The sequence below is a fragment of the Streptomyces sp. NPDC005435 genome (assembly GCF_040703155.1).
Classification (GTDB): Bacteria; Actinomycetota; Actinomycetes; order Streptomycetales; family Streptomycetaceae; genus Streptomyces.
In genome coordinates, this window is sequence record NZ_JBEXEQ010000012.1 from 73,765 (window position 1) to 94,180 (window position 20,416).

The 20,416-nt window shown below is 73.5% G+C and carries 17 protein-coding genes; 14 read left to right on the forward strand and 3 right to left on the reverse strand.

Features of this window, described 5'->3' with window-relative positions:
* Positions 1-23: 23 nt before the first annotated feature.
* The gene (locus AB0898_RS17095; protein ID WP_366803745.1) at positions 24-2,234 is read left to right on the forward strand and encodes a bifunctional diguanylate cyclase/phosphodiesterase; all 2,211 of its coding nucleotides are present in this window, start codon (positions 24-26) and stop codon (positions 2,232-2,234) included.
* A gap of 87 nt (positions 2,235-2,321) precedes the next feature.
* On the opposite strand, the gene AB0898_RS17100 is transcribed toward AB0898_RS17095, so the two are convergent.
* Entirely contained in the window at positions 2,322-2,900 is a 579-nt protein-coding gene (locus AB0898_RS17100) for a TetR/AcrR family transcriptional regulator (protein WP_366803746.1), read from the reverse strand.
* A gap of 91 nt (positions 2,901-2,991) precedes the next feature.
* Between AB0898_RS17100 and AB0898_RS17105 the strand changes: the two genes are divergently transcribed.
* From AB0898_RS17105 to AB0898_RS17155, 11 genes are all read left to right on the forward strand, one after another.
* The gene (locus tag AB0898_RS17105) at positions 2,992-3,363 is read left to right on the forward strand and encodes a DUF4267 domain-containing protein (RefSeq protein WP_366803747.1); all 372 of its coding nucleotides are present in this window, start codon (positions 2,992-2,994) and stop codon (positions 3,361-3,363) included.
* A gap of 30 nt (positions 3,364-3,393) precedes the next feature.
* Positions 3,394-3,888, forward strand: a complete 495-nt coding sequence (locus AB0898_RS17110; protein WP_366803748.1) for a cupin domain-containing protein — start codon at positions 3,394-3,396, stop codon at positions 3,886-3,888.
* A 113-nt stretch (positions 3,889-4,001) separates the two neighbouring features.
* The gene (gene gatC / locus AB0898_RS17115) at positions 4,002-4,298 is read left to right on the forward strand and encodes an Asp-tRNA(Asn)/Glu-tRNA(Gln) amidotransferase subunit GatC (RefSeq protein ID WP_018531282.1); all 297 of its coding nucleotides are present in this window, start codon (positions 4,002-4,004) and stop codon (positions 4,296-4,298) included.
* Positions 4,299-4,304: 6 nt separating this feature from the next.
* Positions 4,305-5,798, forward strand: coding sequence for an Asp-tRNA(Asn)/Glu-tRNA(Gln) amidotransferase subunit GatA (gene gatA, locus AB0898_RS17120; RefSeq protein WP_366803749.1), 1,494 nt, complete (start codon positions 4,305-4,307; stop codon positions 5,796-5,798).
* Positions 5,795-6,034, forward strand: coding sequence for a hypothetical protein (locus AB0898_RS17125; protein WP_366803750.1), 240 nt, complete (start codon positions 5,795-5,797; stop codon positions 6,032-6,034). The genes gatA and AB0898_RS17125 overlap by 4 nt, the downstream gene beginning before the upstream one ends.
* 16 nt (positions 6,035-6,050) lie before the next feature.
* Positions 6,051-7,565, forward strand: coding sequence for an Asp-tRNA(Asn)/Glu-tRNA(Gln) amidotransferase subunit GatB (gatB, locus tag AB0898_RS17130; protein ID WP_366803751.1), 1,515 nt, complete (start codon positions 6,051-6,053; stop codon positions 7,563-7,565).
* A 182-nt stretch (positions 7,566-7,747) separates the two neighbouring features.
* On the forward strand, positions 7,748-8,248 hold the full coding sequence (locus tag AB0898_RS17135) for a hypothetical protein (protein WP_366803752.1): 501 nt from the start codon (positions 7,748-7,750) through the stop codon (positions 8,246-8,248).
* A 153-nt stretch (positions 8,249-8,401) separates the two neighbouring features.
* Positions 8,402-8,977 (forward strand): GNAT family protein, encoded by a 576-nt coding sequence (locus AB0898_RS17140; protein ID WP_366803753.1) that lies wholly within the window; start codon positions 8,402-8,404, stop codon positions 8,975-8,977.
* Positions 8,978-9,012: 35 nt separating this feature from the next.
* Positions 9,013-9,621, forward strand: coding sequence for a hypothetical protein (locus AB0898_RS17145; RefSeq protein WP_366803754.1), 609 nt, complete (start codon positions 9,013-9,015; stop codon positions 9,619-9,621).
* 213 nt (positions 9,622-9,834) lie between these two features.
* Positions 9,835-10,209 carry a hypothetical protein gene (locus AB0898_RS17150; protein WP_366803755.1) on the forward strand — a complete coding sequence of 125 codons (375 nt, stop codon included), beginning with the start codon at positions 9,835-9,837 and terminating at the stop codon, positions 10,207-10,209.
* 104 nt (positions 10,210-10,313) lie between these two features.
* Entirely contained in the window at positions 10,314-13,373 is a 3,060-nt protein-coding gene (locus tag AB0898_RS17155) for an AAA family ATPase (protein WP_366803878.1), read from the forward strand.
* 41 nt (positions 13,374-13,414) lie between these two features.
* Here AB0898_RS17155 and AB0898_RS17160 read toward each other — a convergent pair whose 3' ends face one another.
* Both AB0898_RS17160 and AB0898_RS17165 read right to left on the reverse strand, forming a co-directional pair.
* Positions 13,415-14,584, reverse strand: a complete 1,170-nt coding sequence (locus AB0898_RS17160) for a PQQ-dependent sugar dehydrogenase (RefSeq protein WP_407078362.1) — start codon at positions 14,582-14,584, stop codon at positions 13,415-13,417.
* Between the two features lie 152 nt (positions 14,585-14,736).
* Entirely contained in the window at positions 14,737-15,738 is a 1,002-nt protein-coding gene (locus AB0898_RS17165) for an aldo/keto reductase (protein WP_366803756.1), read from the reverse strand.
* Between the two features lie 76 nt (positions 15,739-15,814).
* On the opposite strand from AB0898_RS17165, the gene AB0898_RS17170 reads away from it, so the two are divergent.
* Complete coding sequence (locus AB0898_RS17170) at positions 15,815-16,783, forward strand: 2-hydroxyacid dehydrogenase (protein ID WP_366803757.1); 969 nt, start codon at positions 15,815-15,817, stop codon at positions 16,781-16,783.
* Positions 16,784-17,188: 405 nt separating this feature from the next.
* Positions 17,189-20,221 (forward strand): EAL domain-containing protein, encoded by a 3,033-nt coding sequence (locus AB0898_RS17175; RefSeq protein WP_366803758.1) that lies wholly within the window; start codon positions 17,189-17,191, stop codon positions 20,219-20,221.
* The last annotated feature ends 195 nt before the right edge of the window (positions 20,222-20,416 follow it).

Sequence of the window (20,416 nt, forward strand, 5' to 3'; positions counted from 1 at the left end):
CGCCGGCTGTGAGAGGGACGGGAATGGAACCGACCGAGAGCGTGGCCCCGGACGCACGGCGGCCGCGCCGCCGTCCGGGCGCGTGGCGGGGGATCCGGTGGACGGGACAGAGCGGCGACCGCGCCGGCCCCCGCGCCCCGGCACCTCTCCCCGCCCCGGCATCAACTCCCGTACTCCCGGCGGGATTCGGCGCCCCGGCCGGCTCCCGTCTGCGACGGCTGCGATCGCTGCCCGCGCTCGTGGTCGCCGCCGCAGGACTGGCGCTCACCACCGGCCTCGCCCTCGCCTTCGCCGACGGCCACGCCCTCTTCCCGAGCGGCACGGCCGGCTGGGCGCTCGCCCTGCTCACCGGCGTCATCGTCGGACACCTCGTCATGCTGGGCCGGGCCCGCTGGTGGGGCGGCACCGGCTCCGGCGCCGCGCTCACCCTCGCCGTCCTGCTGCTCTACGGCTGGATACCCGCGGCCCTGGTCAGCCTCACCGTCGTCGTCCTGGTCGGCGTCGCCCGGCGGCAGCGGCCGCGCCAGGGCGTGCTGCACGGCGCGGTGGACATCCTCGGAGTCGGCGCGGGCGGGCTGGTGCTCGGCGCGTTCGGCCGGGTGCCCACCGTCGAGCGGCCGTGGGGGATGGGCGGCTGGGGCCTCGGCACCGTACCCGAGACCGTGCTCGCCGCCGCCGCGTACCTCGTCGTCGGGCGGGGGCTGCTGTGGTACCTGCGCGCCCCGCGTGGGCGCGGGCTGCCGACCGTCGCCCGCAGCGCCCTGGTCAGACAGGGTCTGGTCGCGGTGGCGCTGCTCGGCATCGCCCCGCTGGTGTGCGTGGTCGCGGACGCGCAGCCGGTGCTGCTGCCGCTGTTCGCCGTCCCGCTGATCGCGCTCGACTCCGCGCTGTGGATGGCCCGGGCGCGCGCCGAGGAGCAGTTGCGCGACCCGCTGACCGGACTGCCCAACCGGCAGTGGCTGCTGGAGCGCATCTGGACCGCGCTGGACGACGCCGAACGCATCGGGGCGCGTTCCGCGCTCCTGCTGATCGACCTGGACCGGTTCCGATCGGTCAACGACACCCTCGGTCATCTCGCCGGGGACCGCTTACTGCTGCAGATCGCGGAACGGCTGCGGCACGCCCTGCCGCGCGGGGCGGAGGCCGCGCGGCTCGGCGGGGACGAGTTCGCGGTCCTGCTGCCCGTCGCCGACTCCACCACCTCGGCCACCCGGATCGCCCGCGGCCTGGTCACCACGCTCAGCTCCCCGCTCGACCTCGACGGGCTCACCCTCGTCCTGGAGGCCAGCGCGGGCGTCGCCCTCTTCCCCGACCACGCCCTGGACGCCGAGGGGATGCTCCGGCGCGCCGACGTGGCGATGTACCAGGCGAAGCGGGACCGCTCCGGCGTCGAGGCGTACGAGTCCAAGCGGGACTCCAACACCCCCGACCGGCTCGCCCTCCTCGGCGATCTGCGCCGCGCCCTGGACGCCCACGAGGTGCAGCTGCACTACCAGCCCAAGGTCCGCTTCGACGGACAGGTCGCCGGTCTGGAGGCCCTGGTGCGCTGGGTGCACCCGGAGCGCGGAAAGGTTCCGCCGGACGAGTTCATCGCCATCGCCGAGACCTCCGGGCTGATGCCGCTGCTCACCGAGTACGTCCTGGAGACCGCCCTCGGCCAGGTCGCCCGCTGGCGCGAGCAGGGCCTGCGGGTGCCGGTCGCCGTCAACGTCTCCCCGCGCGACGTCCATTCGCCCGGCTTCGCGGGGTCGGTCGCCGCCCGGCTCGCCCGGCACGGGGTCCCGGCGGGGGCGCTCCAACTGGAGATCACCGAGCACGTGCTGCTGGAGGACCCGACCCGGGCCGCCGACACGCTCGCCGCGCTCACCGGTCACGGCGTCAAGATGTCCCTCGACGACTTCGGCACCGGGTACTCCTCGCTCGTGCATCTGCGGCGGCTGCCCGTCAGCGAGCTGAAGATCGACCGGTCCTTCGTGGCGCGGCTCGCCGTGGACACCGAGGACGCGGAGATCGTGCGGTGCACGGTGGATCTGGCGCACTCGCTCGGGCTCGTGGTCGTCGCCGAGGGCGTGGAGGACGACGAGACGTGGGAGCGGTTGCGGGATCTGGGGTGTGACGCGGTGCAGGGGTGGCTGGTCGCTGCGGCTATGCCTCCCGAGGAGACCACCGCTTGGCTGCGGGCTCGGGGGTCTCGGGGGTGGCGGTCGCCTGCGGCGCTTCCGGCCGGGGAGTGAGGGGTTCTCGCCATTGCGGGGTGCGGGTTCGTCGTGGCTTGTCGCGCAGTTCCCCGCGCCCCTTTAGGGAGTTGCCCTGCTCCCGGTTCAGTTCTTCGCGAAGTGACTGATCAGCAGCTTCAGCCTCGTCTCCTGTGCCTCCTTCGGCAGGCGGCCGCTGCGCATCAGCGTCACCAGGCCGTGCAGGGCTGCCCAGTACGTCTCCGTGAGCAGGTCGGCATTCTCGCCCTCGGCTGTGATCGGCTCCACCGCCTGGAGGATCTCGCCGAACGCCTCCTTCAGGGGGGCCGGGGCCTCCGGGGTGGCGAAGGGGAGGTCCACGTGGTGGGTGAACATCGCGTCGTAGAGGGCGGGGCGGCGGTGGGCGAAGTCGGTGTACGCCCTGCCGACGGCCGCCAGGGCTTCCTTCGGGGTCGTGGCCTTCGTACGGGCCGTCCGTAGCTCCGCCGCCAGTTCCACGCAGCCCTCGACCGCGACCGCGGCCATGATCGCGTCCTTGCCCTTGAAGTGGCTGTAGAGGACCGGCTGGCTGTACTCGATCTCGGCGGCCAGGCGGCGCGTGGTGACCGCGTCCCAGCCCTCGGCCTCGGCCAGGTCCCGTGCGGCGGTGACGATCAGCCGCTCGCGTTCCGCTCGTTCGCGCTCCCGGCGCGTCTGGATCGACATGATGTGGATTCTAGCAGCGCTAGCATTTCTGCTCCTGCTCTGTTAGCTTCGCTATTACTGCTAGCGTTGCTAGAAATCAGGGGGAGAAGACATGCTCGTCACCGCGTACACCCTGGCCGTCGTGCTCGACCTGTTCTGTGTGTTCCTCGGCTACCGCTTCCTGTTCCAGCCCGCCTCCGCCGCCGCCGGCTACGGCGTCCCCGCCCGGCCCGAGGGCGACGCCGGTGCCTATCTCTCCATCAAGGGGCTGCGGGACGGCACGCTCGGTGTCGTCGGTCTCGCGCTGCTCTTCCTCGTCGGGGCGCGGGCCGAGGCGTGGTTCATGGTCTGCGTCGCCCTGATCCCGCTCGGCGACACCCTGATCGTCCTGCGCAACGGGGGTACGCGGGCCGTCGCCTTCGGAATCCACTTCGCCACCGCGATGGTCGTGCTGATCGCGGCAGGGCTACTGTTCGCCGTCTGAAGATCATTCCGGAAGCCGCAGGGGGAACCGATGTCACTGTTCGTGCCGAAGTTCGACGACACCGTGCTCGTCCGGGACGCCGACGCCGAGCTGATCGGCGATGATCCCGTCGGAGTCAGGCTCCTGGCCGACAGCAGCGCCAGCGGGGGCGCGCTGTCCACCGTGCGCGTCACCCTCGCGGAGGGCGCCGACGGAGCCCGCCCGCACGTCCACCACCACTCCGCCGAGATGTTCTACGTGCTCGACGGCGCCGCCGAGGTCCTCTCCGGCGACGACGTCGTGACCGCCGGGCGCGGCGACCTGGTCATCGTCCCGCCGGACCGCCCCCACGCCTTCGCCGCCGTCCCCGGCTCCCGGGTCGATCTCCTGGTCGTCATCACCCCCGGAGTCGAGCGCTTCGAGTACTTCCGCCACCTCCAGCGCATCCGCCTCGGCGAGCTGACCCCGGAGAGCCTCCTTGAGGTGCAGGAGCGGTACGACAACCACTTCCTGCGGAGCGAGGCGTGGGACGACCGGCGCGGTTGAGCGCGGCGGCCGCAGGTCCTGTGGGGCGGGCACCGGAAACCGTTTCACGGGTACCGGTGCCCGCCCCATAGGATTGGCCCAAAGCACACACACTCACCCCAGAGGATCGCTGAATGCCTGGCATCACGCGCGAGGAGGTCGCCCACCTCGCCCGGCTGGCGCGTCTGGAGCTGAAGCCCGAAGAGCTCGACCACTTCGCGGGACAGCTGGACGACATCATCGGCGCGGTCGCCCGCGTCAGTGAGGTCGCCGACCAAGACGTACCGCCGACCTCGCACCCGCTCCCGCTGACGAACGTCATGCGCGCGGACGAGGTCCGTCCCTCGCTCACCCCCGAGCAGGCGCTCTCCGGCGCCCCCGCCCAGGAGCAGCAGCGTTTCAAGGTGCCGCAGATCCTGGGGGAGGACTAACCCGTCATGACCGACATCATCAAGCTCACGGCCGCCGAGATCGCCGAGAAGATCGCCTCCGGCGAGCTGACGGCCGTCGAGGTCACCGAGGCCCACCTCGCCCGCATCGGCGCCGTCGACGAGAAGGTGCACGCCTTCCTGCACGTCGACCGCGAGGGTGCTCTCGCCCAGGCCCGCGCCGTGGACGAGAAGCGGGCCCGCGGCGAGAAGCTCGGCCCGCTGGCCGGCGTCCCGCTCGCGCTCAAGGACATCTTCACCACCGAGGGCGTGCCGACCACCGTCGGCTCCAAGATCCTCGAAGGCTGGATCCCGCCGTACGACGCGACGCTCACCAAGCGCCTCAAGGACGCCGACGTCGTCATCCTCGGCAAGACCAACATGGACGAGTTCGCCATGGGGTCCTCCACCGAGAACAGCGCCTACGGCCCGACCGGCAACCCCTGGGACCTCACCAAGATCCCCGGCGGCTCCGGCGGCGGTTCCTCCGCCGCGCTCGCCTCCTTCGAGGCCCCGCTCGCCATCGGCACCGACACCGGCGGTTCCATCCGCCAGCCGGCCGCCGTCACCGGCACGGTCGGCGTCAAGCCGACGTACGGCTCGGTCTCCCGCTACGGCATGGTGGCCTTCTCCTCCTCCCTCGATCAGGGCGGCCCCTGCGCCCGTACGGTCCTGGACGCGGCCCTGCTGCACGAGGTCATCGCCGGGCACGACCCGCTGGACTCCACCTCCGTCGACGCCCCGGTCCCGCCGGTCGTCGAGGCCGCGCGCAACGGCTCGGTCGCGGGGATGCGCGTCGGCGTCGTCAAGCAGTTCCGCGGCGAGGGCTACCAGGCCGGTGTCCTCCAGCGCTTCGACGAGTCCGTCGAGCTGCTCAAGGAGTTGGGCGCCGAGATCGTCGAGCTGGACTGCCCGTCCTTCGACCTCGCCCTCTCGGCGTACTACCTGATCGCGCCGTCCGAGTGCTCCTCCAACCTCGCCCGCTTCGACGGCCTGCGCTACGGCCGCCGTACCGGCGACGACGGCACCCACTCCGCCGAGGAGGTCACCTCCCTCACCCGTGAGGCGGGCTTCGGCGACGAGGTCAAGCGCCGCATCATGCTCGGCACGTACGCCCTCTCCAGCGGCTACTACGACGCCTACTACGGCTCCGCGCAGAAGGTCCGCACCCTCATCACGCGGGACTTCGAGAAGGCCTTCGAGCAGGTCGACGTGATCGTCTCCCCGACGACCCCGACCACCGCCTTCGCGATCGGCGAGCGCGCCGACGACCCGATGGCGATGTACCTCGCGGACCTGTGCACCATCCCGACGAACCTCGCGGGCAACGCGGCCATGTCGCTGCCCTGCGGTCTCGCCCCGGAGGACAACCTCCCGGTGGGCCTGCAGATCATCGCCCCGGCGATGAAGGACGACAGGCTGTACAAGGTCGGCGCCGCCGTCGAGGCCGCCTTCGTGGAAAAGTGGGGGCACCCGCTCATCGAGGAGGCACCGTCGCTGTGAGTGCACTGAACAAGGCCAAGGGCTTCAAGCAGTCGAGGTCCGGCACGTACCTGTCCATGGCCGGGACCGCGTTCGGCGCGGTCGGTGTCGCCAAGCAGATCAGGAAGGCCCGCGCCGAGCACGACACGCTGCGCCTGATCGACGCCGCCGCGTCCGCCGTCGCCATCGTCACCGGACTCGCCATCCTCTACCGCGAGCTGAAGCGGCTGGGCGACGACGACGTCCTGCTGGGCTGAGAGGGAAGTTTTCACCGTGACCACCACGACCGACCTGGTGTCGTACGAGGACGCTCTGGCGTCGTACGACCCCGTCATGGGCCTTGAGGTCCATGTCGAACTCGGCACCCACACCAAGATGTTCTGCGGGTGTTCGACCGAGCTGGGGGCCGACCCCAACTCGCAGACGTGCCCCGTGTGCCTCGGCCTGCCCGGCGCGCTCCCGGTCGTCAACGCGACCGGCGTCGAGTCCGCCATCAAGATCGGCCTCGCGCTGAACTGCTCGATCGCCGAGTGGTGCCGCTTCGCCCGGAAGAACTACTTCTATCCGGACATGCCGAAGAACTTCCAGACCTCCCAGTACGACGAGCCGATCGCCTTCGACGGTTACCTCGACGTGCAGTTGGAGGACGGCGAGACCTTCCGCGTGGAGATCGAGCGCGCCCACATGGAGGAGGACACCGGCAAGTCGACGCACGTCGGCGGCGCCACCGGCCGTATCCACGGCGCGTCCCACTCCCTGCTCGACTACAACCGCGCGGGCATCCCGCTCATCGAGATCGTCACCAAGCCGATCGAGGGCGCGGGCGAGCGGGCCCCCGAGGTCGCGCGCGCCTACGTCCGCGAGCTGCGTGAGGTCATCCGCGCCCTCGGTGTGTCCGAGGCGCGCATGGAGATGGGCCAGATGCGCTGCGACGTGAACCTGTCGCTGCGCCCGCACGGCCGCGAGAAGTTCGGCACGCGCTCCGAGACGAAGAACGTCAACTCGCTGCGCTCGGTCGAGCGTGCGGCCCGGTTCGAGATCATGCGCCACGCGGCCGTGCTCGACGGCGGCGGCACGATCGTCCAGGAGACCCGCCACTTCCACGAGGACACGGGGTCCACGACCTCGGGCCGCGTGAAGGAGGAGGCCGAGGACTACCGGTACTTCCCGGAGCCCGACCTCGTCCCGGTGGCGCCCTCGCGCGAGTGGGTCGAGAAGATCCGCGCCGCGCTGCCCGAACTGCCGCTGGCCCGCCGTACCCGACTCCTCGCGGAGTGGGGCATCTCGGCCACCGACATGCAGTCGATCACCAACGCCGGTGCGCTGGACCTGATCGTCGCCACCATCGACGCCGGTGCCGACGCGGCCTCCGCGCGCAAGTGGTGGATGGGCGAACTGGCGCGCAGCGCCAACGAGTCGGGCACGTCCCTGGACGAGCTGGCGATCACCCCGGAGCAGGTCGCGCGGGTCACCGCGCTGGTCAACTCCGGTGATCTGAACGACAAGCTGGCCCGCCAGGTCATCGAGGGCGTCCTCGCCGGCGAGGGCACCCCGGACGAGGTCGTCGACAAGCGCGGGCTGAAGGTCGTCTCCGACGACTCCGCGCTCGGCACGGCCGTGGACGAGGCCATCGCCGGGAACCCGGGCGTCGCGGACAAGATCCGCGGCGGCAAGGTGGCGGCGGCCGGCGCGCTGGTCGGCGCGGTCATGAAGGCCACCCGTGGCCAGGCCGACGCGGCCCGCGTCAAGGAGCTGATCCTGGAGAAGCTGGGCGTGAGCGAGGGCTGAGTCCCGCCGCACGCCGGTCGTGGCCCCGCAGGACTTCGCGTCCTGCGGGGCCACACCCTTGTGTACGACGGTCGAGTTCGTCGGAACTCTGCAGTTTTCCGGTCAAGAGCGATCAGGGACAGCACTCTTACGGGCAGCCCCGCACCCGGAATGGTCCGAGCGAGGCGCTACGCTCGCGCCGCATGAGTGGACGTACCGATTCCGGCACCGCACCCGTCACCGCCGAACGGGACGACCTCGCGGAGAGCACGGGGGGCAGCGACGAGGAGACGGCGCGGGCGGGTGCCGCGGGCGCCGAGGGGGAGGCCGGCGGGGGCGCGGAGGACGCGGACGGCTCGGGTGACGCGGGCGACGCGGACGGAGCGGATGACGGCGACCCGGACGACGACGAGGGCGATGACGACGACCCGGACGATGACGACGATGACGACGAGTACGACGACGCCCGCCGCGCCCGCTGGGCTTCCGTCCTCACCGGTGCCCTGCTCTGTGCCGCCGGGGCCGGGGCCGCGCTGTTCCGGCTGACCGCGGCCGAACCCGCGCTGGTGCCCGCCGCCTACGCCCTCGGTGCCGCCGTGTGCGCCCTCGCGGGGTTCCTCGGCTCCCGGGGCCGTACCCGCCGCGCGCTGTGGCTCCTGGTGGCCGGGACGATGATCATGGCGCTGGGCGATCAGTTCGACTGAGGCGACCAGTTCGACTGAGGCGGCCGGTTCGGCTGAGGCGGCGGGTCCGGCGGGGGCGTCCGGTTCCGCAGGGGGTGTGAACGGCCGGTGTGAAAAGCTCGTCGCGGCCCGGGCCGGAGGAACGCCGGGGACTGCGGAAGGAAGCACAGCACGATGTACGCCACATCCCTCGGTGACGACGGCGCCGAACTGCGGCCCATGGAGGTCTGGCACGCGGAGGCCATGTTCGCCGCCATCGACGGCGCGCGGGACTTCATCGGGCGGTACGTGGCTCTCCCGGACGTGATCCCGGACCTCGACGGCGCCCGCGCGTATGTGAAGCGGTACGCCGACAAGCGCGCCACCGACAGCGGCAGCCTGCACGGCATATGGCTGGACGGCAGGCTCGTCGGCGGCCTGCTCTTCCGGATCTGGGACACGGAGACGGGCAGCTGCGAGGCCGGTTGCTGGCTGGTGCCGGAGGCGGCCGGGCGCGGACTCGTCACGCGCGGGATGCGGACGCTGCTGGACTGGGCGTTCGACGAGCGCGGGATGCACCGCGTGGAGTGGCAGGTCGCACCCGACAACCGGCCGAGCGTCAACGTGGCCCGGCGCCTGGGCATGAGCCGCGAGGGCGTGCTCCGCGAGAACTTCCCGCACCGGGGTGTGCGCCAGGACACCGAGATCTGGGCGGTGCTCGCCCCGGAGTGGCGCGCGGCACGCGCGCGTGCCGCCCACAGCGATCGTTAAGACGACTCTCAGACTCCGTCCGTACGGTGCCGGGCATGGCTACGAAGACAGACGACGTCACCAAGACCGACGACGAGCGGGCACCGGAGGAGGAACCGGTGGCCGAGGCCCCCGAGAAGGAGGCCCCCGAGGCGAAGACTCCTGAGACCGAGGCCCCCGAGGCGGAGGCCGGCGCCGACCGTGCCGAGCCGTCGGACGAGGACCACGAGGAGTTCCTCGCCGAGGACGACTCCGTCGAGCCCCGCGAGAAGACCGGGGTCGGTCAGGGTGCCGCCGCCGTGGTCTCCGCCGCGCTCGGCCTGGTCTCCCTCAACGGCGGCTGGATCGGCACGCTGGCCTCGGCCCGCGCGCAGCTCATCGGCCAGCTGAAGACCTCGTCCACCGCGAGCGTCTCCCAGCAGATCAAGGCGGTGTACGGCGACTCCTGGCACGCCACCGCGCTGTGGGCCGGTCTGTTCGCCGTCGCCGCGCTGGTCACCGGCGCCGTCGTGCTGATCCGGCCCGCCTTCGGGGCGCCCGGCCGGCCGCAGGCCCCCTGGATCAAGTCCGTCGCCTGGGCGGGTGTCTCGCTCGGCGTCATCGGCCTGCTGCTCGCCGTGCTGAAGTACTCCGACGCCCTGCTCGGCCTGCCCTCGGCGAGCTGACCCCGGCTCCTCCTCCAAGGGGGCCTCAGAAAGTCTCAGGAGTGCCCTCAGGGGCCTCCGGGGAGTTTCTGAGGCCCCCTTACGCGTGCCCGGGGCGCGGACGGTCACGTCAGGATGCGGAAGTCGCCCGATGCGGCGCGGCCCCCTGGGGGCGGAGGGTGGAGTCCTCGCGAGAAGCGAGCGGTTCCATCCGACATCCCAGGAGGACATGCCATGTTCGCGTACGACGACTACCGGATGCGCTCCGCCGAACTGCGCCGCGCCGCCGACCGGGACCGGCTGGTCCGCGAGGCGACGCGCGCGGCCCGGGCGGACCGTGCGGCGCGGCGGGCCGGAGGGCGCGGCCCGGGCGCCCGGCGGGGAGGTACGGAGGCGGAGGCGCATACCGGCGGCTCGGGGCGGCCGGAAGGTCCGGGGCGTTCGGGCGGACTCGGGTCCGTCGGTGGCCCGGGGCGTTCGGGCGGACTCGGGTCCGCCGGTGGTCCGGGGCGGCTGGACGGGCCGGGGCGCTCGGACGGTCCCGGGCGGCCGGAGGGACCCGGGCGCCCGGACGGTCCGGAGCGGCGCCGGTTCACCCGCGCGGCGTGAGGAACGGGCCGGTGAGCGCTGCCGTGGCCCCGAGGACCGATGGCGGTACGACGATCGCACCGGCCCTGTGGAAAACTCCCGCCGTCTCCTCCCCGTCCCGTGCGATGCTCGGGCACGTGGAAACCAGGTCCGTCAGTCCCGTGTTCGTCGGCCGTGCCGAGGAGTTGGGCACCTTGAAAGACGCGCTCGCCCGCGCCGCCGAGGGGGAGCCGCAGGCGCTGCTGCTCGGCGGCGAGGCGGGGGTCGGCAAGACCCGTCTCACCGAGGAGTTCGGCGCCCTCGCGGCGGCCCGGGGCGCGGTCGTCGCGCGGGGCGGCTGCGTGGAGATCGGCGCCGACGGGCTGCCGTTCGCCCCCTTCTCCGGCGCGCTGCGCACCCTGCGCGCGGCCCTGCCCGGCCCGTTCGCCGACGCGGCGAGCGCACAGGAGGAGGAACTCGCCCGGCTGCTGCCCGAGCTGGGCGAGAGCGCGGTCACGGACAGACGGGACGAGCAGGGCACGGCCCGGCTGTTCGAGCTGACCGCGCGGCTGCTTGAGCGGACCGCCGCCGAGCAAACGGTCGTGCTCGTCCTGGAGGACCTGCACTGGGCCGACACCGCCACCCGCCACCTCCTCGCCTACCTCTTCCGCACCTTGCGCACCGGCCGCGTCCTGCTCCTGGCCACCTACCGTTCCGACGACATCCACCGCCGCCATCCGCTGCGCCCCCTGCTGGCCGAACTGGACCGGCTGCGCACCGTGTGCCGGCTCGAACTCGCCCGCTTCACCCATGAGGAGGTCGGCCGCCAGATCGCCGGCATCCTCGCCGCCGAACCCGACCCCCGCCAGGTCGACGACATCTTCGAACGCTCCGACGGCAACGCCTTCTTCGTGGAGGAACTGGCCGTGGCCGGCTGCGAGGGCTGCGGCACGGGGCTCACCGACTCCCTGCGCGATCTGCTCCTGGTCCGCGTCGAGGCGCTGCCCGAGAGCGCCCAGCGGGTCGTCCGGATCGTCGCCGAGGGCGGCTCGACGGTGGAGCACCGGCTCATCGCCGCCGTCGCCCGGCTCACCGAGGACGATCTCATCGAGGCCCTGCGCGCCGCCGTCGGCGCCCACATCCTCATCCCCGACCCGGACGGCGACGGCTACCGCTTCCGCCACTCCCTGGTCCGCGAGGCCGTCGCCGACGACCTGCTGCCCGGCGAACGCTCCCGGCTCAACCGCCGTTACGCCGAAGCCCTGGAGACCGATCCCGGGCTGGTCCCGGCCGACGCCCGGGTGCTGCGCCTGGCGGGGTACTGGTACCACGCCCACGACCCGGCCAGGGCGCTCCCCGCCGTCCTCGACGCCGCCGTGGTCGCCCGCCGCAGACACGCCTACACCGAGCAACTGCGCCTGCTGGAGCGGGCGATGGTCCTGTGGGACAACGCGCCGGACGAGACCCGCGCGGCGCTGCGCCCCATCGACTGCATGGACGTCTACCCGGCCCCCGCGCACCCCTCCGGGGAGCCGGACGGCCCGCCCGGCCCGCTGGGCCATATCGATCTGCTCGCGGAGGCGGTGCTCGCGGGACGCTTCGGCGGCGAGCGTGAACGCGCGCTGAAGATCTGCAAACGCGCGCTGCGGCTCCTGGAGGACGAGCCCGACACCCTGCGCGCCGCCTGGTTCTGGGTGCAGCGCTCCCATCTGGTCCAGGCGCTGGCCCGGGGCGACGGCCGGCGCGAACTGGCCACCGCCCAGGACCTGGTGCGCGGGCTGCCGCCCTCCGAGGTGCACGCCGAGGTGCTGGCCCTCGCCGCGGGCTGGTCCATGCTGCACCGGCCGGGTCCGGACGCCTTCGCCGCCGCCGAGCGGGCCGTGGAGTACGCGCGCATGGTCGGCGCCCGCGAGATCGAACTCCAGGCCCGGCTCACCCTCGGCAGCCTCATGATCGACGCGGGCGGCATCGAGGCCGGGCTCGCGGAGCTGCGCCAGGTCAGCGCGGACGCGCTCGCGGAGGGCGTGACCGAGGTGGCCCGCCGCGCCTACATCAACCTGCCCTCCGTGCTGCTGGCCCTCGGACGGCAGCGGGAGGCCGAACCCCTGCTGCGCGAGGGGCTGGACTTCGCCCGCCGTTCCGGACGGTGCGACCCCCAGGCATGGATGTGGGGCAACCTCGCCGAGACGCTGTACGCGCTCGGCCGCTGGGACGAGGCGGCCGACGCCGCCGAGCGGGCCCTGCGCACCGCCACCAGCGCCCGGCCGCAGGGCGGCGGCACCCTCAGCCTCGCCCGCTTCGCGCTGGCCCGGGGCGACATCGCGGAGGCGGCCCGGAAACTGGCCGCAGCCCAGGAGCGCTACGGCACCCAGGACCCGATGCCCCAGCAGTGGCTGCCCCTCGCCCGGGTCGCCCTCGGGGTCGCCGTCGAGGAGGGCCGGTTCGAGGACGCCCGGGCCGAACTGCGCGCGGCACTGGAGCGCGGGGTGCCGACGGGCGCCCACCGGCACGCCTGGCCGTTGCTGCGGGCCGCCGCCACCGCCGAGGCCGGCATCCGCGCCCTGCCCGCCGCCGGGCCCGGCCGCGCCGCCCAGCTCGCCCTGCTCCGCGAGACCGTGCGCACCCTGCCGACCGGAGTCCCGCTCTGGCGGGCGTACGAGGAGTGGACCCGCGCCGAGCTGCTGCGCGCCGAGGACCGGGCCACGGCCGCCGTCTGGTCGCCGGTGGCCGGCGCCTTCGAGCGCCTGGACCGGCCGTACGACCTCGCCCGGGTCCGGTACCGCCTGGCCGAGGCGCTGCTCGCCGAGGGCGGCGAGGACGAGCGGGAGCGGGCGGTGGAGCTGCTGCGGCTGAGCGCGGCGGTCGCGGACCATCTGGGCGCGCGTCCGCTGGCCGACGCGGTGGCCCGGCTCGGCCGCCGCGCCCGCCTCACCCTGGCCCGCGCCGCGAAACAGCCCCTCGCCGTCGCGGACCCGGCCGCCGCCCTCGGCCTCACCGGCCGGGAGCGGGACGTGCTCCGCCTGGTCTCGGCCGGGCGCACCAACCGGCAGATAGCCGAGGAGCTGTTCATCTCCCCGAAGACGGCGAGCGTGCACGTCTCCAACATCCTGGCGAAGCTGGGGGTGTCGGGCCGGGGCGAGGCCGCCGCGCTGGCCCACCGGCTGGAGCTGTTCCCGCCGGGGGAGGAGCGGCTGGTGGCGGGGTAGCGGGCGGCGCCCTGAGGGGGGGGCGTCTTGGTGAGCCCCTGTCAGCTCACCCGCAACTCGAGGAGCCGGTCATCGCCCTTCTTCGGGTCGCCGCGGCCGTCGGTGTTGCTGGTGAGCAGCCAGAGGCGGTCGCCGCCCGCCGGGACCACCGTGCGCAGCCGGCCGTACGTGCCGTCCAGGAACGCCTGGGGCGGTGCGGAGGCGGTGGTGCCGTGCAGCGGGACGCGCCACAGGCGTTCGCCCCGGAGCCCCGCCATCCAGATCACGCCGTTCGCGTAGGCGATGCCGCTGGGGGAGGCCTGGTCGGTGTGCCACTGGGCCAGCGGGCTCCGGAACCGCTTGTCGGAGGACTTGCCCTCGGCGTCGGGCCAGCCGTAGTCGCCGCCCGGGGTGATCGCGTTCAGCTCGTCCCAGGTGTCCTGGCCGAACTCCGAGGCGAAGAGCCGCTGTCGGGAGTCCCAGGCGAGGCCCTGCACATTGCGGTGGCCGTAGGAGTACACGGGGGAGTGCGGGAAGGGGTTGCCCGGGGCCGGGTCGCCCTCCGGGGAGAGACGGAGGATCTTGCCGCCGAGCGACGCGCGGTCCTGGGCGAGGTCGCCGCTGCCGCTCTCGCCGGTGCCCGCGTAGAGCATGCCGTCCGGGCCGAAGGCGATGCGGCCGCCGTTGTGGATGCGGCCCTTGGGGATGCCCTTGAACACCGTGTCGGGGGCGCCCAGTTGCTCACCGGACGGCTTGTTCTCGTCGTAGCGCACGCGGACGACGCGGTTGTCGGAGGCCGAGGTGAAGTAGGCGTAGACCATGCGGTCCGAGGCGAAGTCCGGGGACAGGGCGATGCCCAGCAGGCCGCCCTCGCCGGCCGGGGAGACTCCGGAGATCCGGCCCAGCTCCGTCTTCCGGCCGGTCCTCGTGTCGATTCGGGTGAGCGTGGCGTCGTCCCGGGAGGACACCAGCAGATCGCCCCCGGGCAGCGGTGCGAGCCCCCACGGGGTGCGCAGCCCGTCGGCCACCGTCCGCAGCACCTTCACGGAGCCCCTGGCGGCGGGAGCGGCCGGGGACGCGGTCGCCGAGGCGGCCCCGCCGGGCGTGGTGCTCCGCCCGCCGTCGGACACCCCGCCGTCGGACCCCCCGGCGCCGTCGCCGGAACAGCCCGCCACGAACAGCAGCGCGGTCGTCGCCAGCACCGCCGGCAGGATTCGGCTTCGCACGATCAGGGTCCTCTCGGAGCGACGGCCGTGGAACAGCTACCCGTCCGACACGGAAACGTACCGTCCCACCCCTCCCGTTCCCGAAGTCCCACATCCGGACCCGGAGGTTCCCCCACCCGGTGCCCGCCCCGGCTCCGGCGGACCCCCACCGCCCGGGATCAGTCCCAGGCCCCCCGCACCCCCGGCGCCCCCGACAGCTCCGCCAGATCCTCCGCCGTCAGCCGCAGCCCCGCCGCCCCCGCGTTCTCCTCCGCCCAGTGGGCGTGCTTGGTGCCGGGCAGCGCGATCACATGGCGCCCCTGCGCCAGGACCCAGGCCAGAGCCACCTGGGCCGGGGTGACACCGGGGCCGTGGCGGCGGGCGACGCGGCGCAGATCGGCCACGACCGGCTGGTGGGCCGCCATCATCTCGGCGGTGAAGCGCGGATGCCGGGCGCGTACGTCGTCCGGTTCGAAGCCCTGGCCCGGGGTCAGCGTGCCGGTCAGGAAGCCGCTGCCCAGCGGCATCGCCGCGAGGAAGGCCACGCCCCGCGCCTCGCACCACGGCAGCAGCGCCCGCAGCGCCTCGGGCGACCACACCGACAGCTCCGCCTGCACCGAGGCCACCGGGAACACCTGCTGCACCCGCCGGAGCTGGTCCAGCGCGGTGGCGTACGGCCCGGCCCCGGAGCGGCGCGTGCCGCGCGGGCCCACCGCGCACAGCCCGAGCGCCCGTACCTTCCCGGCCCGCACCAGCTCGGACATCGCGCCCCAGGTCTCCTCGACGGGGACCTCGGGGTCGGCGCGGTGCAGCTGGTAGAGGTCGATCACGTCCGTCTGGAGCCGGCGCAGCGAGGCGTCGCAGGCGCGTTTCACATAGCCGGGGCGGCCGTTGGCCACGACGTGCCGGTCGCCGCCCACCAGCAGCCCCGCCTTGGTCGCCACGAAGGCGTCCGCGCGCCGCTCCTTCAGCACCCGTCCGAGCAGCAGCTCGTTGGTGAACGGGCCGTACATGTCCGCGGTGTCCAGGAAGTCCACGCCCAGGTCCAGCGCCCGGTGCACGGTACGGAGCGACTCCTCGCCCCGCCGTCGGGAGGCGGTGTAGGCCCAGCTCATCGGCATGCACCCGAGCCCGACGGCCCCGGCGGAGAGCACCCCCGCGCCGATCGTCCTGCGCTCCACCTGCCCGCGAACCTCCCTCACCGTGGCCCCCAACCTAACCTCCGCGCTCCCGCGCCCCTGACATAGCCTCCCGATCATGACCTCAGACGTATGGCTGCCCATTCCTCCCGGCGAGATCGACGGCCTTCCGCAGGGGCTCAACTTCCTCTTCTGGGACGGCGGCGAGGACGGTACGCGGGAGTTCCCCGGCGACCCCGCCGACTGCGTCGTGTACGTGGTGCCCTACCTGAAGCGCCAGCCGGTCAAGGTGCGCCCGCTGGAGTCGATGCGCAGCCTCCGGGTCGTCCAGACCCTCACCGCCGGCGTCGACGACATCACCGCACACCTCTCCGCGATCGTGCCCGGCGTCCGGCTGTGCAATGCCCGCGGCGTGCACGAGGCGAGCACCGCCGAGCTCGCCCTCACCCTGACCCTCGCCTCGCTGCGCGGGATCCCGGAGTTCGTCCGGGCGCAGGAGCGGGGGCACTGGCAGAGCGGGTTCCACCCCGCCCTCGCCGACAAGAACGTCCTCATCGTGGGCTACGGCGCCATCGGCTCCGCCATCGAGGACCGGCTCGTACCGTTCGAGGTCGCGCGGGTGGCGCGCGTCGCGCGCTCCGAGCGCACCACGGTGCGCGGTCCCGTGCGCTCACTCACCGATCTGCCCGCGCTGCTCCCGGAAGCGGACGTCGTCATCCTGGCCACACCCCTGAACGAGACCACCCGGGGCCTGGTCGACGCCGGATTCCTCGCCCGCATGAAGGACGGTGCCCTGCTGGTCAACGTCGCCCGTGGCCCGGTCGTGGACACCGAGGCGCTGCTCAGGGAGCTGGAGAGCGGCCGTATCGGCGCGGCCCTCGACGTCACGGACCCGGAGCCGCTGCCTCCGGCGCACCCCCTGTGGCAGGCGCCCGGTGTGCTCATCAGCCCGCACGTGGGCGGACCCACCTCCGCCTTCCTGCCGCGCGCCAAGCGGCTCGTGGCGGACCAATTGAGCCGTTTCGTGAACCACGAGCCGCTGCGCAACGTGATCCTCACCACCGGCCCCGACACCACCGGCGGTTGACCGCCACGGGCACCCTCCGCGACCCTTCGGGCGCGGTCCGTGCCCGCATCGCCGCTGGTCGTCACGGAGAGTAGAGAAGCTATGTCCCTGAGTGACGATACTGGTGTATCGTCCCGACAGGGGCAGCGCCGCCGACCGTTCGGCGCCGGGGATGGACACTTCGGAATGGTGAGGGGGGCGACGGGCGATGCACGGCCTATGGACGAACGATCCGACGCGGCGGAGCCGCCGGCGGCGACCCTGGCGCACGACCGCGCGCGGTCGCGGCCATCACGCGAGCCATCACAGGCACCACGGCTCGCATCACAGCGCGCGGCCCGGCCCGCACCACAGGCCCGGCGCCCGCAGGAGGCCTGTCCACCGTCCCCCCGCCGACCGGGGACCGGCACGGAGCGGGAGGCCCCGGTGAACGCGCTCCCCTCGCTCACACCGACCGCGCTCGACGGGGCGCTGCGCGCGCCGGAGCCGCCCCAGGCCCCGAAGCCGGCCCCGCCCGCCGCCGAGGGCTCACGCCTGGCCCAGCAGCTCGTCCTCGCCCTGATCTGCGGGGCGTACGGCGTCGGAGCGGCGCTGGACTGGGGCAGCAAGCAAGTCGCGCTGTTCATGGGCGACTTCGGCCTCGCCGCCGCCGCGGGCACCGCCGCCGTCTCCTGCTTCCTCTACGCCCGCAGCCCCGGCGTGCGCTTCCGTCCCGCCTGGCTGCTCTTCGCGCTCTCCTCCGCGATGGCCGCCCTCGGCAACGCGGTCTGGGGGTGGTACGAGGTCGTCCTCGGCGGCGACGTGCCCAGCCCGAGCTACGCGGACCTGTTCTTCCTCTGCTTCGCGCCGCCCGCCATCGTGGGCCTGCTGGTCCTCGCCAAACGCCCGCTCAACCGGGCCGGCTGGATCTGTCTCACCCTGGACGCCTGGCTGATCGGCGGCTCGCTGCTCACCCTGTCGTGGAGCCTCGCCCTCGCCCAGGCCGCCCGCTTCGACGGCCCGAGCGTCGCGCACACCGCGCTCTCGCTGGCGTACCCGCTGCTCGACATCGTCCTGGTCAGCATGGTGCTCGCCCTGCACTTCCGGCGCAGCCCGGGCAACCGCACGGCGGTGAACACCGCGATCGGCGCCCTCGCCCTCACGGTGATGTGCGACGCGCTGTTCACCTCCCCGCTGCTGCACAGCCACTACCACTCGGGGCAGCTGCTCGACGCGGGCTGGTTCGCCGGCTCGCTGCTGCTCGCGTACGCCCCCTGGGCCGCCCCGAAGCAGCACGCGCACGACGGGCCGCCCCGAACGCTCCGCGAACGCGTCCCCGGACCGCGCACGGGAGGCTCCGGCTGCCCGCCCGCACCGGACACCGAACAGGTCAGGTACCCGGCGGGCCGCCCCATCACCGGCTCGCTCGCCGCGCTCACCCCGTACCTCGCCGCCGCCGTGTGCACGCTCGGCATCCTGTACAACGTGCTCAACGGCCGCAGGCCCGACCACGTCGTGCTGATCACCGCCGGCGCCGTGGTCCTCGCGCTCGTCGTCCGCCAGGGCATCATGCTGCTCGACAACATCACCCTCGCCCAGGAACTGGCCCACAAGGAGAACCACTTCCGCTCCCTGGTGCAGGGCTCCAGCGACGTCATCATGATCGCCGCGCCGAGCGGCATCCTGCGGTACGTCTCCCCGGCCGCCGCCGGGGTCTACGGCCGCCCCGCCGAGGAACTGGTCGGCACCGAGCTGGCCAAGCTCATCCACCCCGAGGACCTGGGCTGCGTCCTGCACGAGGTGCGCCGCTTCCTCGCCGCCAGCCCCGCCGACGAACCCACCACCCGCATCGAGTGCCGCTTCCGCTCCGGCACCGGCGGCTGGCTCAACGTCGAGTCCACCGTCAACCGGCATCACGGCGGCCTGATCTTCAACAGCCGCGACGTGACCGAACGCGTCCGGCTCCAGGCCCAGTTGCAGCACAACGCCGAGCACGACCCGCTCACCGACCTGCCCAACCGCGCCCTGTTCACCAGACGCGTCCAGCAGGCCCTGTCCGGGCGCCGGGCCAGCGACCGGGGCGCCGCCCTGCGCGGCACCGCCGTGCTCTTCATCGACCTGGACGGCTTCAAGGCCGTCAACGACACCATCGGGCACCAGGCCGGGGACCAGCTCCTCGTCCAGGCCGCCCGCCGGCTGCACGAGGCGGTGCGCCAGTCGGACACCGCCTCCCGGCTCGGCGGCGACGAGTTCGCCGCCCTGATCACCGGCGACGGCACCCGCGACCGTGCCGCCCGGGAGCGCAACATCCTGGAGCTCGCCGACCGCCTCAGGGTGACCCTCTCCCAGCCCTACCCGATCGACGGCAACGATGTCCGCGTCAACGCCTCCATCGGCGTCGCCTTCGCCGAGCCCGGACTCGGCGCGGGCGAGCTGCTGCGCAACGCGGACCTCGCGATGTACCGCGCCAAGGCGGGCGGCAAGGGCCGGGTGGAGCTGTACCGGCCGCAGATGCAGCAGGACGTCGTCCGCAAGGCCGAGCTGGCCGGACGGCTGCGCGCCGCGCTGCACGACGGCGAGTTCGCGCTGCTGCACCAGCCGGTGGTCTGCCTGGAGAACGGCCGGATCGCCTCCGTCTCCGCGCATGCGCGCTGGCGCTCCTCCCAGGGCGTGCTGTTCACCCCCGCCGAGTTCCTGCGGGTCGCGGACGACGGCGACAAGACGGCCGAGCTGGAGCGCTGGATACTCCGCGAGGCCGTGGAGCAGGCCGCCGAGCGGGCCGCCGGGGGACTGGTCGTCCCGGTCGCGGTCCGGATGAGCGCCCGGCGGCTTCTCGACCGCTCGCTGCCCCCGCTCGGCACCATCGAGGCCCTGCTGACCCGGCACGGCCTGCCGCCCGGGGCGCTCGTGATCGAACTCTCCGACACCGACCCCCGGCTCTCCCTGGACGAGCTGGAACGCCGGCTGACCGCCCTCAGCCGGCTCGGGGTGCGGATCGCCCTGGACGGCTTCGGCGGGGGCTGCGCCGCCTTCACCGCGCTGCGCAGGCTCCCGGTGGACATCCTCAAGCTCGACCGGGGCCTGGTCGAGGGCGTCGTGGAGTCCGCGCGGCTGCACAAGATCACCGGCGGGCTGCTGAAGATCGCGGGCGACCTCGGTCTCCAGTCCGTGGCCGAGGGGGTCGACCTGCCCGAACAGGTCGTCGCCCTGCGCGCGATGGGCTGCACACACGGCCAGGGCATGGCCTTCGCCGGGCCGGTGGACGAGTACCGGCTGCGCCGCGCGCTGGCCGCCGGGCGCTATCCGGTGCCGCACGCCCCGGGCCGGCCCGTGCTCGCGGGCAAGGGCGCGGGGCCGGGCGGGAGCGGGGGAGCGGGTGCGGGCGCGGGTGCCGGGGTGTACGCCGGGGGCATGTCCACGGTGATCGGCGGTACCACCACATTGCGCTCACATAATGAGACGGCCGTCCCACCCACTTGACAGTAGGTGCGCGCCGGGGGGAGGGTCAGTGCCATGCGCACCCGAATTCTCGTACTTGGAAAGCGCGTCGGCTGAGCTGGGACGACCGGAGGACGAACCGGAAACCCCCAGCGACCTCACCGACGCGCTCCCCTCGCTTGCCATCCCGGCACGAGGGGTTTTTTGTTGCACGAGTGCCCCTCGTGCGGCGCTCCA

Coding starts and splice junctions, on each gene's coding strand:
- AB0898_RS17155 (WP_366803878.1), top strand. CDS start 10,314: ATGCTCGGGCACGTGGAAACCAGGTCCGTCAGTCCCGTGTTCGTCGGC.
- AB0898_RS17110 (WP_366803748.1), top strand. CDS start 3,394: ATGTCACTGTTCGTGCCGAAGTTCGACGACACCGTGCTCGTCCGGGAC.
- AB0898_RS17140 (WP_366803753.1), top strand. CDS start 8,402: ATGTACGCCACATCCCTCGGTGACGACGGCGCCGAACTGCGGCCCATG.
- AB0898_RS17100 (WP_366803746.1), bottom strand. CDS start 2,900: ATGTCGATCCAGACGCGCCGGGAGCGCGAACGAGCGGAACGCGAGCGG.
- AB0898_RS17095 (WP_366803745.1), top strand. CDS start 24: ATGGAACCGACCGAGAGCGTGGCCCCGGACGCACGGCGGCCGCGCCGC.
- AB0898_RS17150 (WP_366803755.1), top strand. CDS start 9,835: ATGTTCGCGTACGACGACTACCGGATGCGCTCCGCCGAACTGCGCCGC.
- AB0898_RS17170 (WP_366803757.1), top strand. CDS start 15,815: ATGACCTCAGACGTATGGCTGCCCATTCCTCCCGGCGAGATCGACGGC.
- AB0898_RS17135 (WP_366803752.1), top strand. CDS start 7,748: ATGAGTGGACGTACCGATTCCGGCACCGCACCCGTCACCGCCGAACGG.
- gatA (WP_366803749.1), top strand. CDS start 4,305: ATGACCGACATCATCAAGCTCACGGCCGCCGAGATCGCCGAGAAGATC.
- AB0898_RS17145 (WP_366803754.1), top strand. CDS start 9,013: ATGGCTACGAAGACAGACGACGTCACCAAGACCGACGACGAGCGGGCA.
- gatC (WP_018531282.1), top strand. CDS start 4,002: ATGCCTGGCATCACGCGCGAGGAGGTCGCCCACCTCGCCCGGCTGGCG.
- AB0898_RS17105 (WP_366803747.1), top strand. CDS start 2,992: ATGCTCGTCACCGCGTACACCCTGGCCGTCGTGCTCGACCTGTTCTGT.